The 15,158-nt window shown below is 65.1% G+C and carries 12 protein-coding genes; 5 read left to right on the forward strand and 7 right to left on the reverse strand.

What is annotated here, in order from left to right; genetic code table 11:
• The first annotated feature begins 83 nt into the window (after positions 1-83).
• A complete protein-coding gene (locus GY937_15640) occupies positions 84-1,574 on the forward strand; it encodes a hypothetical protein (protein MCP5058138.1) in 1,491 nt (496 codons plus the stop codon).
• A 55-nt stretch (positions 1,575-1,629) separates the two neighbouring features.
• Here the strand turns inward: GY937_15640 and GY937_15645 are convergent, their stop codons facing one another.
• Positions 1,630-4,377 (reverse strand): EAL domain-containing protein, encoded by a 2,748-nt coding sequence (locus GY937_15645; protein ID MCP5058139.1) that lies wholly within the window; start codon positions 4,375-4,377, stop codon positions 1,630-1,632.
• 105 nt (positions 4,378-4,482) lie between these two features.
• Here GY937_15645 and GY937_15650 point away from each other — a divergent pair, with 105 nt between their 5' ends.
• Both GY937_15650 and GY937_15655 read left to right on the forward strand, forming a co-directional pair.
• Positions 4,483-4,911 (forward strand): hypothetical protein, encoded by a 429-nt coding sequence (locus GY937_15650; GenBank protein ID MCP5058140.1) that lies wholly within the window; start codon positions 4,483-4,485, stop codon positions 4,909-4,911.
• A complete protein-coding gene (locus GY937_15655; protein ID MCP5058141.1) occupies positions 4,911-5,396 on the forward strand; it encodes a prepilin-type N-terminal cleavage/methylation domain-containing protein in 486 nt (161 codons plus the stop codon). Before GY937_15650 ends, GY937_15655 begins: the two co-directional genes overlap by 1 nt.
• 12 nt (positions 5,397-5,408) lie before the next feature.
• Here the strand turns inward: GY937_15655 and GY937_15660 are convergent, their stop codons facing one another.
• The 5 genes from GY937_15660 to GY937_15680 form a co-directional block, all read right to left on the reverse strand.
• On the reverse strand, positions 5,409-6,254 hold the full coding sequence (locus tag GY937_15660) for a hypothetical protein (protein MCP5058142.1): 846 nt from the start codon (positions 6,252-6,254) through the stop codon (positions 5,409-5,411).
• 165 nt (positions 6,255-6,419) lie between these two features.
• Positions 6,420-9,800, reverse strand: a complete 3,381-nt coding sequence (locus GY937_15665; GenBank protein MCP5058143.1) for a carbamoyl-phosphate synthase large subunit — start codon at positions 9,798-9,800, stop codon at positions 6,420-6,422.
• Between the two features lie 12 nt (positions 9,801-9,812).
• Complete coding sequence (locus tag GY937_15670) at positions 9,813-10,142, reverse strand: hypothetical protein (protein MCP5058144.1); 330 nt, start codon at positions 10,140-10,142, stop codon at positions 9,813-9,815.
• Positions 10,143-10,160: 18 nt separating this feature from the next.
• Positions 10,161-10,682 (reverse strand): hypothetical protein, encoded by a 522-nt coding sequence (locus GY937_15675; GenBank protein ID MCP5058145.1) that lies wholly within the window; start codon positions 10,680-10,682, stop codon positions 10,161-10,163.
• Positions 10,683-10,753: 71 nt separating this feature from the next.
• Entirely contained in the window at positions 10,754-11,200 is a 447-nt protein-coding gene (locus GY937_15680; protein ID MCP5058146.1) for an MAPEG family protein, read from the reverse strand.
• Positions 11,201-11,302: 102 nt separating this feature from the next.
• Here GY937_15680 and GY937_15685 point away from each other — a divergent pair, with 102 nt between their 5' ends.
• The gene (locus tag GY937_15685; GenBank protein MCP5058147.1) at positions 11,303-12,007 is read left to right on the forward strand and encodes a PilZ domain-containing protein; all 705 of its coding nucleotides are present in this window, start codon (positions 11,303-11,305) and stop codon (positions 12,005-12,007) included.
• 3 nt (positions 12,008-12,010) lie between these two features.
• Here the strand turns inward: GY937_15685 and GY937_15690 are convergent, their stop codons facing one another.
• Complete coding sequence (locus GY937_15690) at positions 12,011-13,726, reverse strand: amidohydrolase family protein (protein MCP5058148.1); 1,716 nt, start codon at positions 13,724-13,726, stop codon at positions 12,011-12,013.
• A 159-nt stretch (positions 13,727-13,885) separates the two neighbouring features.
• Between GY937_15690 and GY937_15695 the strand changes: the two genes are divergently transcribed.
• Positions 13,886-15,022 carry an epoxide hydrolase 1 gene (locus GY937_15695; GenBank protein MCP5058149.1) on the forward strand — a complete coding sequence of 379 codons (1,137 nt, stop codon included), beginning with the start codon at positions 13,886-13,888 and terminating at the stop codon, positions 15,020-15,022.
• The last annotated feature ends 136 nt before the right edge of the window (positions 15,023-15,158 follow it).

Genomic DNA, 15,158 nt, shown 5'->3' on the forward strand with positions numbered 1-15,158 from the left:
GCGGACCTGCAGCCGGATTCCTGCAGGTTTTCCCGGGACTTGGCGGGCGATAGAATGAATGCGCCGCCCCCAACGGAGTCCCCATGTCCGCCTCGACCGCACCGCTCGAAGCCCCTGCCCTCCGACCCTCCGAAGTACTCGGCATCTGGATCAAGCATCTGACGGCTCTCTATATCCCGGGGCTCAGTCTGGTCTTCGTACTCACCGGGCCGCATCCGTGGTGGGTCGCGATCCTCTTCATGCTGCCGATGGTCTGGGCCCATCACGCGGATTGCACCGCCCGGGTCGAACGCCGGCAGCCGGCCCAGGGCCTTCCCGCCTGGCCCTTCGATGCACTCGTCTACATCCTGGTTGGGCTCCAGCTCTGGATCGTCGGTGGGCTCGTCGTTCTCTTCGCGGGGCAACAGGGCGTGTTCTCCGTAGACATGGTCATGGCCTTTCTCGTCGTCGGCGGCAGCTCCGGCTTCGCGATCATCACCGCCCACGAGCTGATCCATCGCCAGGGCAAGACCGATCGGTTGCTAGGCCGGCTGCTCCTATCCGTCGTTCTCTGCGAACATTTCTTCACCGAGCATCTGCGCGGCCATCACGTCCGCGTCGGAACCGCGGACGATCCGGCCACCGCGCGATTCGGCGAGCGCTACGAGCCTTTCTTCCGGCGCACGGTTCCGGCCCAGTTCCGAAGCGCCTGGAACATCGAAAAGAAGCGACTCGGCGATGAGCAGATGAAGCTCTTCGACCGACGCCAGTTCGGCAATCGTGTCCTGCAGGGTGTGATCTTCGAATGGACACTCGCGTTCGCGATTCTCGGATTCTTTGGAGTCGCCGCATTCCTGGCATTCCTCGCTCAGGCGTTCATGGCCGTGCGTCTCCTCGAGGCCGTGAACTACTTCGAGCATTGGGGCTTGCAACGCCAGGGCAAGCGCGTAGAGCCGATCGATTCCTGGGACACCCACGGCTGGTTCACCTACTACGGCCTGGTCGGGCTCTCCCGCCATGCGGATCACCACGCCCATCCGATCCGGCCGTACCAGAAGCTGCGGGTCTGGGAAGAAGCGCCCACCCTTCCCTACGGCTATGTGGGAGCGGTCGACCAGGTGCAGGGGAACAACGAGGAGTTCATGAAGACGGCGGCCCTGGAACTCGGCCGACGGCGTCTCGGCCCGTTCCTGCCGGATGGCGAGGACAGCGCTGCGCTCTCCCCCGAAGCCTCTCTCGCGCGGCTCGAGGAAGCAAAGCATTTGGAGAACCCGCCCGCTTCGGAAACGCCGGCCCTGCCAATCCTCTGGCTCCGGAACCTTTCACGAACGCTAGGCCGAACCGGAACTCGCGTCGCCGGGCTGGCGTTGGTCTTGCTTCTGACCACCGTTGCGGTCCATTGGGAATCAGGAAGCACCGAAACCGGCATCCTCGCACGGCTGGCCCTTCATACGTGGATCTTCGCTTCGGTCGCGGCACTGATCTTCGTCGGACACAATCTCAAGCTCCGCACCGAGCACGAATCGTTCGCCTGGAGCGCGGCCATGGGGCTCCTGGTCGTGTTGGGCGCGGCGTCGGACTGGCTGGTCGGCTGAGGCACCGTCTCGCACCTGCCTCGTCCATCACGGGAAGCCACGTGGCGACGAGCCGCTAGAAATCGTCCTGCTTCAGGAGCTTCACGAATGCGTCCTCCGGAACCGGGTCACTGAACAGATATCCCTGCGCATAGTCGCAACCGAACTCCCGCAAGAAGCTGAACTGTGCCTCGGTCTCGACTCCCTCGGCAATCACCTCCATCCCCAGCCCGTGTGCCATGGCGATGCAGGCTCGGGTAATGGTGGCCGCCTGCTCGTTATCGGGCAGCCCTCGAATGAAGGACATGTCGATCTTCAAGACGTCGAGCGGGAACCGCTGGAGGTAGCCCAGGCTCGAGTAACCAGTTCCGAAATCGTCGACGGCCAGCCGGATGCCGAGACGACGAAGCCGGTCGAGATTCTCCGTGACGTCCCCGTCCATCAGCGACCGTTCGGTGAGTTCGAAGCTCAGACATTCGGGATGCAATGACACCGGGCCAAGCGCGCTCAGCACCTGGGCCCTGAGCCCCGGATCCTGGACCTGGCGCGCGCTCAAGTTGACGGCGATTCGCGGCGCATCCAGCTGCTGGGACTTCCAGGCTGCGATGTCACGGCAGGCCTGAGCCATCACCCAGGCGCCGATTCCAACCTCGAGCCCATTCTCCTCTGCAACGCCGATGAAGGCCTCTGGCCCGACGAGGCCGTGCCCAGGCCGCTGCCAGCGCACGAGAGCCTCGGCACTCGAGATGCTCCGGGTCTCCACGTCGATGACAGGCTGGTAGAAGACACGGAACTCCTGCTGGTCGATCGCTTCCCGAAGCGCCTCGATCAATTCCATACGTTCTCGCGCTCGTTCGTTCATCTCCGAAGTGAAGAGATGAATGGCGCCACCGCCAGTCTGCCTTGCCGCATTCAAGGCGGCATCGCTTCCACTGATCAGGGCTTCCACGGTCCTCGCATCGTCTGGAGCGACTGCAACCCCGGTGCTTGCCGAGAGTTGCAGCGATCGGCCGTCGATCTCGACGGGCACATCCAGCCGCCTGGTCCAGGCCTCGGCCCGATTCACGGCGGCGGCCTTTCCGCTGAATTCCTCGACGATGATCCCGAATTCGTTTCCAGCGATGCGTGCAACGCAACCCTCACCGAACTCTTCCGCAAGCCGGGTCGCCGCGACCTGAAGCAGCTGATCTCCCGTGCTGTGCCCCAGGGTCTCGTTGATGTTCTGGACGTCGTCGAGGCCGGTAATGAAGACCGCGAGCGGGATCGACCCCTCTTCCGACCGGCTCAACGCCTGGCGGAGACGCTCCTTGAAGAGCGCGCGATTGGGCAGACCCGTCAGCGCATCGTAGTAGGTCAGAAACCGGTTGCTCTCGATCGTACGCAGATTCCCGAGGGCCACCGATGCGCGGGCAACGATCTGCTGCGCCGAAGCGAGCGCCGACAATCCGCCTGGGTCCCGTTCGAAACGCAGCAGCGCGAACCCGGCCGGCTGTTGGTTCGCAAAGAGCGGCAACCACGCGAACACCTGAGCCGCAGGGTTGCGGTCGATCCCAGGGAAGCGAGTGGACTCGGGGAGCATCTCGGCTTCCGGGTGCTCGGCCAGGAAGGCACGCCATTCCGTGGCCCCGTACAACTCGCTCGTCTCCAGGTTCCCGTCGTTCCCCACGCTGGCTAGAGCCAGGGATTCCGCGCCTTCGCGATCGATCCCGACAAATCCATCCACGGCCGAGGTAAGCGCCATCAGGTGCTCCGCCAGATGACCCGCGATGGATGCCTCATCGGCCGCTGCGATCAGATGGCGGTCGAATTCCAGGGTTTCCTCCTGGGCCTTGAAGTGTTGATCCAGGGCCCCGGCCATGAAGTTGAAGGAATGCGCCAACTCCCCGAATTCGTTGTTTCCGGAAGTGGACGCCCGAGCCGAGAAGTTGCCGGCGGCGACCTCGCGCGTGCCGACCACGAGCGCATGAAGGGGCGCCAGACGTCGGCGGATCTGCTGGAGGTTCACGAGCAGCACGAGCAGAAAGGCAAGCCCGACTGCTAGCGCAAAGAGGGCGCGGAACTCGGCGAGGGGAGCGTGGATCGCTGCCACCGGCTCCAGGAGAACGACCAACCAGGGCTCGCTGGCGAATTGCGCGTTGAGGAAGAGAGACCAGTATTGACCGCGCAGGTCTTCGCCGCCGTTGGCGACTTCGACAGGCCCGGAAGTCGAATCGTAGGAGGCCAGCGCCGGCAACGTCAGACTCTCGGAACAACCGATCAATCGCGCGCCGGGCGCTGCCAGACAGAACTGCCCATCGGGAGGCAAGGTGTTGCGCGCGGCATGGAGGAGATGGTCCGGCTGCACCGCACCCACGAAGGGGAGAGTTCCCTCCCCTGCCCGGACAGCCAGGAAGATGCCAGCCTCGTTGGTGACAAGGCCTGCTCGGTCTGGGGCGAGCCCGGCAAGCGTTTCGAGTGCAGCACCAGAGCCGGCGACGTCTCCTCGAATCCACCGAACACTGCCATCGCGTCGGAACAGGCCGATCGCGAGGAAGCGCCCGTTGATCGAGGCGAGATCGGGAGGCGATCCATCGGCGATGACCCGTAGCTCCGTTTCCAGGGCCGTCAGCCGCCCCAGCACTGCCATTCCTGTCGCACGGCTCGCCTGGCGCAGCCGTTGCTCGCTCTGATCCTCGAGCTGGTTCGTGACGGCCTGGAGAACCATGACTGAAACGATCCCGAGCGGAATGAGGGTTCCGGCGATGAAGAGCAGCAGGAACTGGCTGGCCAACTGGCGGCCACCCGTCTGGAGGGGAGATTTCGCATCTCGGGAAGGAGAACTCACGGAGCCTCCATCGGCGTGCGGTCTACAACCGCTTAGCCCCACGCTGCCCCCGGGAAACCCGCGTCGCTGGTAAATCGGGGCTGGCGTTCTGCCGATGACGAGGGTGTGTCGAGACGTGGAATCCGAGCAAAGACCGATGAGAAAGCGAAGCTCTGGGCGGTCGTCCTGCTGGTCGCCGTGGCCCTGACGGCGTCCGTGGGCGCGTTCCGGAAGAGCCAGGAGCCCCCTCCGGTGGTGCCGGAAGCATTGCAGGGGCATTGGACGACCGCGGAGTCCAGCCATTCTGATCGATACATCGAACTGGGCCCGACGACCATCACGCTTGGCACGGGTGGGCTGCTGGGCACGATCAGCGCCGTCCGGCAGGTGAAGAGGCTGGCTTCCGGCCGTCCCGGTTACGTCCGCTACGAAGTCGAAATCCTGGACGACGAGGGAGCCATCGCCTCGACTGTGGAGCTCGACTTCCGAGACGGAATCGTACCAACCCTTGCGTTGCCTAACGTACCAGGATATTGGCGGCGCGAACGGACCTGATGAGCGTGATGAGTCGCACCCGCAGGGACAATGGCGGAGGTTTCACGCTCCTCGAGATCGTCATCGTCGTGGCGATCATCGGCATTCTTGCGGCCATCAGTAGCCAGCAGTACACGGTATATATCGATCGGGTGCGGGTCACCGAGGCGATCATGGACATTCGCGGTTTCCAGAGTGAGATCCGAACACAGGAGGTCACCGACGGTGAAACGCCCGACTCGCTGGCCGCGGCGGGAATTGGCGCTCCACTGGATCCCTGGGGAAACCCCTACCAATTCCTCAAGATCATCCGGCCGCCCGGGCCGGGCGTGAATATCGGGCAGGCGCGCAAGGACAAGTTCCTTGTGCCGATCAACACATCCTTCGACCTCTACAGCATGGGCAAGGATGGACAGACCAAAGCGCCGCTCAACCCCCCGGTGAGCCGCGACGATGTGGTCCGCGCCAACGATGGGTCCTTCATCGGGCTGGCGGAGAAGTACTGATCCAGCGGCTCGTCAGGCCGCCTTCTTCGTCTCGGTCTTGAGCTTGTCGACGCAGGGTTCGCAGAGCCCATGGGTGAACTGGGCTTCCGAGTTCTTTTCGACGAAGAGCTCGAGCTGGTTCCAGTAGCCCTGGTCGTCGCGGATGCTCTTGCACTGGGCACAGATCGGCAGCAGGCCCGTGAGAGATTGAACACGCGAGACGAGATGCATGGCGCGGAAGAGAACGAGGATGGTGGCCAGGATTCCACCGGTGGCGAGCATGCCGACGAGAAGGATCGCGCGACTCTCCTCCTCGGCGAGGCGTGTCAGCTCGGCCCGCGCACGCGCCGAGCCCTGGGCCAACACCTCCTCGAGCGCCGCCTGGAAACCCGCGCTCGCGGCTTCCGCCGCCGAAGCCCGGGCCCTGGCCGCGTCGCGATCACCTGCGGAGAGAGCGGAAAACACCTCCCGCGCCCGTTCCGCGTAGAGGTTGTGAGCCGCGTCCAGCTGCGCGACCGGTGGGAGCAGCTCCGCCGCCTCCCCCTCCTGCGGTGCGGAAGAGAGCAGCACACTCACCTCCTGGAGGCCGTCCCAGATCGCCGCCGCTCGCGCCTCGAAGCGACGCTCGCCCGGGGACCTTCCGGCTTCGGGACGCTGCTCCCAGAGGGCCCGCTCCAGCGCAGCGGTCTGCTGGAGATGACCGGCCGCCACCTGACCCAGGGTCTCGGAGACCTCGAGCTCCAACATCGCGGCTGCCTGGCTGCGCCGTGCGACCTTGTCCAGCGTCCAGATCGACACCGCAGAAGAGGCGGAGCCGAGCACCGTGGCGCCAACGAGAAGCGCGATGATCCGGTCTTTGAGGGACAGCTGACTGAGCATGACTCTAGTGATAGACGCAATGCGTCAAAAGTCAACTCACGATTTTTCGTAGCAATTTCAAATAATTATAGAGCGCGTCCCTCACTCGAACGCACAATGCGTCAGGATGCCCCCCGGGGCCGCTTTCGCACCCAATCCACAGCAGGGACGGGGTTGATCGAGTGGCTACCAGGTATCGATGCAGGGGCGTTTCTTGCCCGTTCGGGGCACGGGCGGCGGAGCCGAGCGGAGGGCGCGCAGCACCCAGGTTCGGGATTCAGCCGGGTCGATGACATCGTCGATCTCGAAGGTCGATGCGGTATTGAGGGCTTTCCCGTGCTGGTACATGCGGGCGACCATTTCGTCGTAGAGCGCTCGGCGTTTTTCCGGATCCTCTTCGGCGGCCAGCTCCTTGCGAAAGCCGAGCTTCACAGCGCCTTCGAGGCCCATCCCTCCGAACTCGCCCGTCGGCCAGGCCACGGTGAAGACACCGGCCTTGAAGCTGCCACCTGCCATCGCCTGGGCGCCCAGGCCATAGCCCTTGCGCAGGACGATCGTGAAGAAGGGCACGCTCACGCTGGCAGCCGTCACGAACATGCGGCTCGCATGGCGAACCAGGGCCGTCTTCTCTGCCTCGGGCCCCACCATGATGCCGGGCGTATCGCATAAGAACAGGATCGGCAGATCGAATCCGTCACAGAGCTGCATGAAGCGCGCGGCCTTGTCGGCGCCGTCGCTATCGATGGCACCTGCCAGGTGGGTCGGATTGTTGGCAATGATGCCGAGCGGGCGACCTTCCATGCGCGCAAGCGCCGTGACCATCCCGGCGCCGAAGCCCCGGCGAAGCTCGAGCACCGAACCCGTGTCGGCCACGCTCTCGATGACCTTTCGCACATCGTAGATGCGCAGCCGGTTCTCCGGAATGGCGCTACGCAGCAGGCGCTGGTCGACACACTCCCATTCGGCCAGCGGGCCCTGGAAATACGAGAGGTACTGCTTGGCCACCTGCACGGCCTCGGCTTCGTCGGCGACCGGGATGTCGACCACGCCGCTCGGCACATGGTCGGACATCGGGCCCACTTCCTCGGGCCGGAACACACCGAGGCCGCCGCCCTCGATCATTGCAGGGCCTCCCATGCCGATGTTCGAGCCCTCGGTCGCAATCACGACATCGCAGCAGCCCAGGAGCGCGGCGTTGCCCGCAAAACAACGGCCTGATGTGATGCCCACCAGCGGTACGAGGCCCGACAACCGCGCAATGAAGTGGAAGGCCATGCAATCGAGGCCCGCGACGCCAACGCCGTCCGTATCGCCGGGCCGGCCGCCGCCGCCTTCGGTCAGGAAGACCAGCGGGATCCGCAGGTTCTCGGCCAGCTCGAACATGCGGTCCTTCTTGCGATGGTTCTGCAGGCCCTGGGTGCCGGCCAGCACCGTGTAGTCGTAGGAGAGGGCCGCGCAGCGCGAGGCCTGCTCCCCGAAGTGATCGCCGTTCACGCTACCGATGCCCGCCACCAGCCCGTCTGCCGGGGTGCGACGAATCAGATCATCGAGGCTGCGCCGGCGACGCTGCGCAGCGATGACGACCGCGCCGTACTCGATGAAGGAGCCCGGATCGCAGAGATCCTCCACATTCTCTCGCGCGGTTCGCTGGCCGGTCTTGCGTCGACGTGCCACCGCCTCCGGACGCGCCGGGTCGAGGCCCAATGCGTGGCGCTCCTGGATCTCAGCCAGATCCGGACGCACGTGATCCAGATCGATGGTTTCCTGTTCCTCTCCGGCCTCGCGATCGACTTCAGCTTCCTCGAGGAACAGCAGCGGATGGCCCTCCAGGACCGTGTCACCCGGAGCTACCGCCACGGCCCGTACGAACCCGCTGCGGTCGGCCGCGATGACGTGCTCCATCTTCATCGCCTCCATCACCAGCAGGGGTTGGTCGCGGGCGATCGCATCACCGACGCCGATCGCCAGGCTGACGATCGTGCCCTGGAGAGGCGCGGGGACGGGTTCGGTTCCGGGGGGGCCAACGGCCGGCGGCAAGGGCGGGGCGGGGCCGGCGCTCGTTTGGCTCGCGGCGACAGGCACCCCCTTGCCGTGCTCCAGCACCGCCAGGGGGTCGTTGCTTTCGAGACGTATACCCGCGTGCCCTGCATCCGCCGTTTGCTGTGAAGACACGACGGCAGGCATCGCCGCCAACAGCTCCGGAATCTTGGCTTCGACGAAACCGGTCGTCACACGGTTCGCACGGACGTCCGGATGGGCCAACAGGCTTCGGAGGAGCGGCAGATTGGTTCGCGTGCCTTCGATCCGGAACTCGCCCAACCCGCGAAGCGCTCTTGCAACGACCGCCTCGAAATCTCCCGAAGGCGAATGGGCAACGAGCTTTGCAAGCAGCGAATCGAAGCGTGGGTTGGTTGCGTAGCCGGCGTAGCCATAGCCATCCACCCGGATGCCCGGGCCCGCGGGCGGCTCATAGACCGCCAGGACACCACCCGACGGCCGCACGCTGCCATCTTCCGCCAGCGTTTCCAGATTGATCCGCGCCTGGAGCGCGAAACCGCGGGGCGCAGGCACCTCTTCCTGTCGAAGTCTCAAGTCTCCCAGGGTTGCGCCGCCGGCGATGCGAAGCTGGGCGGCCACGAGATCCACACCGATCACCTCTTCGGTGACCGTGTGTTCCACCTGCAGCCTGGCGTTCGCTTCGATGAACGCCCAGCTTCCCTCGGAACCGTCCTCCGCATCCAGAAGGTACTCGAAGGTGCCGAGACTGCGGTAGCCGACCTCCCGGGCCATGCGAACGGCGGCCTCCGCAAGCTGGACGCGCAGTTCCTCCGAAAGCGTCGGGCTCGGAGCGATCTCGATCAGCTTCTGGTGCCGCCGTTGCAGGCTGCACTCGCGTTCGCCGAGTTGCGCGATGCCGCCCTGGCCATCCCCGATGATCTGGATCTCGATATGGCGGGCGGCCGGTACCAACCGTTCAACGTAGAGGGCATCGTTGCCGAATGCCGCGCCGGCCTCTGAGGCGCAGCGCGCCCAGGCTGCCTCCAGCGCGTCCGAGCTCTCCGCGGGCCGCATGCCCCGGCCGCCGCCGCCGGCGAGCGCCTTGATCATGACCTTCTCACCCTCAGCGAGCGAAGCCAGGAAGGCTTGAGCCTCCTCCAGGCGGGTCGCTCCACCGGTTCCGGCCAGGACGGGAAGGCCACAACGCTCGGCCAGCGCGCGCGCTGTCGTTTTGTCTCCGAGTGCCCGCAAGGTCTCCGACCGCGGGCCGACCCAGGTGATGCCCGCTTCTTCACAGGCCTGCGCCAGCTCGAAACTCTCGCTCAGCAACCCATAGCCAGGGTGGAGTGCGTCGCAGCCGGCCTCCTGTGCCGCGGCGACCAGGGCTTCGGCATCCAGATAGGCCGCGGGCCCGGCACCCGAAAGCATGTGCGTTTCATCGGCCAGACGCAGATGGAGGCTCGCCGCGTCATCCTGTGAAGCCGTGGCAACCGTCGCGATTCCCAGGTCTCCGGCAGCACGAAGCACGCGCACGGCGACTTCGCCTCGATTCGCCACCAACAGCTTCATGATGCTAGGCCGTCACGCTTTGGCGTCACGCCGCTTGTTCATCAATGCGATGATGGGCGAAGGCTCGGCAGGATGCCATTTCGTCTGCTTGGGCTCCTCGTGCCAGACGAAGGGCAGATGCTCCACGACGCCAGGTTCCTGAGCCGTCTCGAAGAGGTCGAGAGCCGCGCGCAGAACCTTCCCCTGGGTCTCGCGATCGCCTACATCACCGAAGGGCCGCCCGAACGGATGCTCGATCGCCGCGACACGGGGCATGCCGATGGCCCGCTGAAACGGCCACAACATGTTCAATGTGACGGTCGGGATGCCCCGGGCCTCGATCTCTCGTGCGACCAGCCCCACGGACCGGCAACAATCGGGTCAGACCGGCGTGAGAAGCGCAAGGTCGACCTCCTCGCTGCGCATGGCCTCCGCAATCTCCGGCGCGCTCTTCTCGACCAGATTGCTGGAATCGCTGCCCTGGAAGCCCATGATCGAATAGTGGCTCTCGGCACTCGCACCCACGCTGCCCTCGTCTACGAGTTCGCGGAGCCGATCGACCGGTAGCGCCACATTCAAATCACGCTCGACGTAGCCCGTATCGATGTGCAGGTGGTTCGCCTCGATCTCTGTGGCCGTCGCGTCGGATCGCAGCCGCCGCCAACTCGAATCGCCCCGGGTCGGATGCTGGCGCTCGTATTCCATGTCGAACGGCTCGTCGCCCTTCATCGAGAGGCCCGACGTCGAGAGAAGCGCGACTTTCGATTCGGCAAGCGGCCGGGTCACCGGCGTCCATGGGATCGGCGGGTGGTTCGGCTGCTCCGGAATCCCGCGGGAGAGGATCTTCTCGAGGAAGGAACCGGTAAAACGCCAGGGATCGACTTCGCGTCGGGAATCGCTCATCGCCAGAAGCTAACACGGCCTCGGCCGATCAGTCCTGGGCCTCCGATCCTCTCACCGCTCCCCGGCGCCGGCTACGTGAGGATGGAGTAGGCGGAGCTCAAAGCCATCCAGATCGTGACCATGAATCCGATCGCCCAGACCGCCGTGCGGTGGGGCATGAGCCCCTTCATGTAGGCGACGAGATGCAGGATGCGGCCGATCGGGAAGCCCGCGAAGCAGATCCACAACCCGAGGGTGCTCGGCTGGGTCAGGGCGTAGATGAACCCCACCAGCACGAAGGGCAATCCCGCTTCCAGATCGTTCAGATGAACCCGACGCGCGCGCTCGACCTCCTCATCCGTCGCGGTCTGGGGCTGGAGCTTCTGCAGCTCGTAGTCCTCGGGCGAGCTGAACACGTTCTTGCGGATGCGGATGGAGCTGACGAGTACGCCTGTAGCGAGCGTCTTGAGTGCGACCACGATGGACGAAAGCGCCCAGGCCTTGATGGCGGCGTTCGAGAGAAGTTCTTCCAAGAGCATGGTTTCCTCCTTGCTGGAGCGACGCTAGCACGGGCTCCCGAGACCGAGTGCACCTGGGAGCTTCGGGTCAACCTCGCCCCCAATCCTGCCGATCGGGAGTGCATGGAACATGCCCCCGAGCGGCGCCGAGAGCCTCGCGTGCCTGTAGACGCGGACGTGTGGCTCCTGGGTTGGAATGGCCTGCGCCGTGGCCGGTTGCGAAATGCGTCCTCGGCTTCACTGGGAATCTCCTACCGAGGACGCGCGCCGGCTCGGGGCGCTCGCGTTCTCGTCTTCTTGCCCACCCGCAGGAAACTCCGATGGCCCGCCGCCCTGGTAGCGCGGGTCGTCCATCGGGATGCAGAGTTGGGCCTGGCCTTCACGTCGATTCCCCGTGGCACCCGCCCGTGGCTGCGAAGCTTGATCGAAAGCTCCAGCCCCGAAGAAGCGCCGTCACCCCGCGGAACGGAACGCATGGGGGAACGCCGAGACGACCGGCGACAATACGCGGAACGCCTGACGGCCCTCTCCGATCGGACACCGCATCTGCTCGTCGCCCGTGACCTCTCTTCCGAAGGCCTCAGGGTGGATCTCCTCCACTGGGCCGAAATCGGGAGCGAGCTTCGCATTTCGTTCCCGGTGCCCGGAGCCGGCCCACCCATCGCACTTGCTGCGCGCGTGGCACGACACGACGGCACCCGCGGAACCCTGCTCCGCTTCGAAGCGATTTCGCCGGACCAGCGCGACTCCATCGGAAGCCTGCTCTCGCTACTCCCTCCCCTCCCCGATGGGCGCCGGGAAGGCGTTGCTCTCGCCGAAGTGGCCTGAGCGTCAGGCCGTCGGCGCGGCCTGCGGCCCGCGTACGAGCCCGCCCGGCAATGTTCCGGTCGGCTCGCCGTCCTCGTAGATGATCTCCCCGTTCTTGATGGTGTAACGGTAGCCGTCGACCTTCTGGATCAGGCGGCGTCCCTCAGCGGGCAGGTCGTAGACCATTTCCGGCGCGTGCAGATGCAAGGCGTCGAAGTCGATCAGGTTCACGTCTGCGCGCATGCCGGGCGCGACAGTTCCGCGATCTTCCATCCCGTAGAACGCGGCGGTGCGACGCGTCTGCCGTTCCACCACCACCTCCAGCGGAATCCGTTCACCACGCTCCCGGTCGCGCACCCAATGGGTGAGAAGGAAGCTGGGCATGCTGGCATCACAGATCAAACCGCAATGGGCACCGCCGTCCGAGAGCCCGAATACGGAACTCTCGTGGAGCATCATCTGCCGGATCGGCTCCAGATCGCCGTTCGCGTAACCGAGCAGCGGCATGTAGACGAAGCCACCCTCGAGCATGAGGTCGTAGGCCACTTCGTCGGGGCTGCACCCTTTGCGGTTTGCGATGGCCGCCAGGCTCTGGTCCGGTGCCGGCTCGTACTCCGGCGGGTCGCCCAGGGGAAACATCATGTGCCAGGCGCCTGCGACCAGGGCGGCAACCCCGGGCAGGCCCGCCAGATTCGGCCGTTCCGCCAGGATGGCTTCGCGCACGGCCGGCTCTGCCAGCTTCTGAAGCCTCTCCTCTCGAGGCAGCGCGCCGTAGGGCGCAAATGCCTTCCGCAGCATGAAGGGCTGAAAGGTGCTCTCGAAGCCGAACAGCATGCCCGCCGGCCGTTGCGCCACCTGGGGTGTCAGGTGCCCGCCTTCGGCCCGATCCTCATCGACCACCGCCATGAGTCGTTTCCACTGGTCCGGATCGGCCGGGCTCTGCAGACACGCAAAGGTCACCGGGCGGCCCGTCTCCTTGCCAAGCTTGCGCATCCAGCGCAGCTCGTCGCCTTCGGGCGCGAGATCACTCGCCACCTCGAACACCCCGTGCCCCACTTCACCTAACATGCGTCCGATGCCGAGCACCTCTTCGTCCTCGGCCGTGGTGCCAGGTACCAGCTCGCCGTCCTTGGCCCGATGCAAGAGCGTGCGCGAGGTCGAGAAGCCGAGAGCTCCGGCCTCGAGGCCCTCCTTCACGATCGCCGCCATCTCAGAGATCTCCCCTGGGGTCGCTTTCTCGTTCTTCGCGCCGCGCTCACCCATGACATAGGCCCGCACGGCGCCATGGGGAACCTGGGTCGCCACGTCGATTGCGCGGGGAATCTTCTCCACAGCGTCCAGGTACTCGGGAAAGCTCTCCCACGCCCAGTCGATCCCTTCGGCCAGCGCGGTGCCCGGAATGTCTTCGACTCCCTCCATCAACTGAATCAGGAAATCCTGTTGGCCCGGGCGGACCGGTGCGAACCCGACGCCACAATTCCCCATCACGAGGGTCGTCACGCCATTCCAGCCGGAGGGCGTGAGATAGGGATCCCAGGTCACCTGGCCGTCGTAGTGGGTATGGATGTCGACCCAGCCTGGTGTGACGAGCAAGCCCTTGGCATCGATCTCGCGCTTGGCCGGGCCGACGTCGCTGCCGACCGCGACGATGCGATCGCCTTGGATCGCCACGTCGGCCTGGCGCGCCTTGGCGCCCGTTCCGTCTACCACGGTGCCGCCGCGAATCACGAGATCATGCATCAGACGCTCCTCTGCCTTCTGGATTGGCCGAGGCTATCACAGCAGGAAGTCGCGCCTCAGAGGTCAATCGGCCGCTTCGATCCGAGCCATCTGCGTCACGATCCAGGGCTAGCAGGACCCCCTCCGGGCGAGGCATGCTCCCGCCCGGAGGAACCCGCCATGTCCGACATCCAGCCCTTCCAAATTTCCGCCAGTGACGAAGAACTCGAGGATCTCCGCCGTCGCCTCCAGAACACGCGTTGGCCCGAGGCCGAGACTCCCGATGATTGGTCCCAGGGCATCCCTCTGGCCTACACCCAGGAAGTCTGCACGTACTGGGCGGAAAAATACGACTGGCGTGCCCGCGAGGCGCGACTGAACCGCTTCGAGCAATTCAAGACCGGGATCGACGGTCTGGGCATCCATTTCGTTCATGTGCGCTCACCTCATGAGAACGCGCTTCCGCTCGTGATCACCCATGGATGGCCTGGTTCGATCGTAGAGTTCCAGAAGATCATCGAGCCGCTGACGAATCCGACCGCGCATGGCGGGGATGCCGCCGACGCTTTCCATGTCGTCTGCCCCTCGCTCCCGGGCTTTGGCTTTTCGGACAAGCCGACCGGGCCGGGCTGGGGCGTTCCGAAAATTGCAGCAGCCTGGGCCAAACTGATGCCGAAGCTTGGCTACCCGAGCTATGTCGCCCAGGGCGGCGACTGGGGCGCGATGGTCACGACGGCGATCGGCCTGCAGGATCCGGAGAACTGCCGCGGCATCCACCTGAACATGCCAATCGTGCCTCCGGACCCGGAGACCATGGCCGAGCTCACCGAACAGGAGAAGAGCGCGCTCGCCGGGATGCAGCACTACCAGGACAAGGACTCGGGCTACTCGAAGCAGCAGAGCACGCGTCCTCAGACCCTGGGCTACGGACTCACGGATTCTCCCGCCGGCCAGGCCGCATGGATACTCGAGAAGTTCTGGTCATGGACGGATTGCGATGGCCACCCGGAGAACGCTCTCACGCGGGACGAGATGCTCGACAATGTGATGCTCTATTGGCTCCCGGCGACGGCCGCATCCTCCGGTCGCCTCTACTGGGAGAGCTTCACCCAGGTCAGTATGGATCCCGTTTCCATTCCCGTCGGCTGCACGATCTTCCCGAAAGAGATCTTCCGCTGCTCACGCCGCTGGGCCGAGAAACGCTTCCCGAATCTCATCCACTGGAGCGAGCCCGAACGCGGAGGCCACTTCGCCGCCTTCGAACAACCCGCAACATTCATCGACGAGATACGAACCTGCTTCCGCTCCCTCCGCTAACCTGAACTATGCACGAAAGTTGGCTGAGAAGCTGGCTTTCCAATGTTTCAGCGTGCCGCGCGGCGATTGACGCTGACGGATCTCGTTTTGGGTGGTCGATGCCCATTCCGTGGCGCGAATGCGGAGTGTGCTTCGG

It is taken from the genome of bacterium (genome assembly GCA_024228115.1).
In the GTDB taxonomy this organism is placed as follows: Bacteria; Myxococcota_A; UBA9160; order UBA9160; family UBA6930.

Bases quoted from the DNA above. Each gene is read 5' to 3' on its own strand.
- GY937_15640 (MCP5058138.1), top strand. From the start codon at position 84: ATGTCCGCCTCGACCGCACCGCTCGAAGCCCCTGCCCTCCGACCCTCC.
- GY937_15655 (MCP5058141.1), top strand. From the start codon at position 4,911: ATGAGCGTGATGAGTCGCACCCGCAGGGACAATGGCGGAGGTTTCACG.
- GY937_15660 (MCP5058142.1), bottom strand. From the start codon at position 6,254: ATGCTCAGTCAGCTGTCCCTCAAAGACCGGATCATCGCGCTTCTCGTT.
- GY937_15665 (MCP5058143.1), bottom strand. From the start codon at position 9,800: ATGAAGCTGTTGGTGGCGAATCGAGGCGAAGTCGCCGTGCGCGTGCTT.
- GY937_15675 (MCP5058145.1), bottom strand. From the start codon at position 10,682: ATGAGCGATTCCCGACGCGAAGTCGATCCCTGGCGTTTTACCGGTTCC.
- GY937_15680 (MCP5058146.1), bottom strand. From the start codon at position 11,200: ATGCTCTTGGAAGAACTTCTCTCGAACGCCGCCATCAAGGCCTGGGCG.
- GY937_15685 (MCP5058147.1), top strand. From the start codon at position 11,303: ATGGAACATGCCCCCGAGCGGCGCCGAGAGCCTCGCGTGCCTGTAGAC.
- GY937_15690 (MCP5058148.1), bottom strand. From the start codon at position 13,726: ATGCATGATCTCGTGATTCGCGGCGGCACCGTGGTAGACGGAACGGGC.
- GY937_15695 (MCP5058149.1), top strand. From the start codon at position 13,886: ATGTCCGACATCCAGCCCTTCCAAATTTCCGCCAGTGACGAAGAACTC.